We start from the raw sequence: 940 nt of genomic DNA, 5'->3' as shown, positions 1-940 counted from the left end.
TCGGTACCCTGAAGGTGGCGCAGCGGCAGATTGTCGAGATCGCCCGCGCGCTGCTCGATCGCGCCCGCATCGTTGCCATGGACGAGCCGACATCGAGCCTGACGCCGAGCGAATTCGAACGGCTGGCGCAAGTCATCACCGGCCTCGCCCGCGACGGCGTCGCCGTCGTCTATGTCTCGCACAAGCTGGACGAGGTGTTCGGCATCTGCCGGCGCGCCACCATCATGCGCGATGGCGTCGTCGTCGATTCCGTCGATCTGAACGACCTGTCGGAGAAAGCGGTCGTGGCGATGATGGTCGGCCGCGAACTGGCGCAGGAGCAGCATAATTCCCATGCCACGAACAAGGTCATGCTGAGCGCGCGTGGCCTCTCCTCGGCGACGAAGGTGCGCAACGTGTCGTTCGATCTGCATCGCGGCGAGGTGCTGGGCATTGCCGGCCTGGTCGGTTCCGGCCGCACTGAACTGCTGCGGCTCTTGGCCGGCGCCGATCGCGCCACGGCCGGGACGATTGCAATCGACGGCAAGGCGGCACGGTTCTTCAGCCCGCGTGACGCGATTGCCGCCGGCGTCGGACTGGTGCCGGAGGAGCGCAAACGCGAAGGCATCGTGCCGCTGCGCTCGATCACCAGCAATATGGCGCTGGCCTCGATGGCCGTGTTCGCGCCGCGCGGCCTCATCGATCACGCCAGGTTGAAACAGGTGGCGGCCGAGAAGATGAGCCGCGTCAATCTGCGCCCATTCCTGCTCGACCGGCCGATCCGCCTGTTCAGCGGCGGCAACCAGCAGAAGGCGATCATCGGCCGCTGGCTGGCGGCGGGAACACGCATCCTCTTGTTCGACGAGCCGACGCGCGGCATCGATGTCGGCGCCAAGGCGGAGATCTATCATCTGATCGAGGAACTCGCCGCCGAGGGCCATGCGGTGGTCGTCGTCTCCTC

General features: G+C 66.6%; 1 protein-coding gene. It reads left to right on the top strand.

The features are described 5' to 3' along the window. Nucleotides 1-940, top strand: a 940-nt coding sequence (locus tag EN884_RS37105; RefSeq protein ID WP_164895467.1) for a sugar ABC transporter ATP-binding protein, incomplete at both ends; no start/stop codon positions are given.

This window comes from Mesorhizobium sp. M7A.F.Ca.AU.001.01.1.1 (genome assembly GCF_004022735.1).
Lineage (GTDB): Bacteria > Pseudomonadota > Alphaproteobacteria > Rhizobiales > Rhizobiaceae > Mesorhizobium > Mesorhizobium ciceri.
Note: the sequence above shows the minus strand (reverse complement) of the source record. Positions and strands in the feature narration are given on the sequence as shown.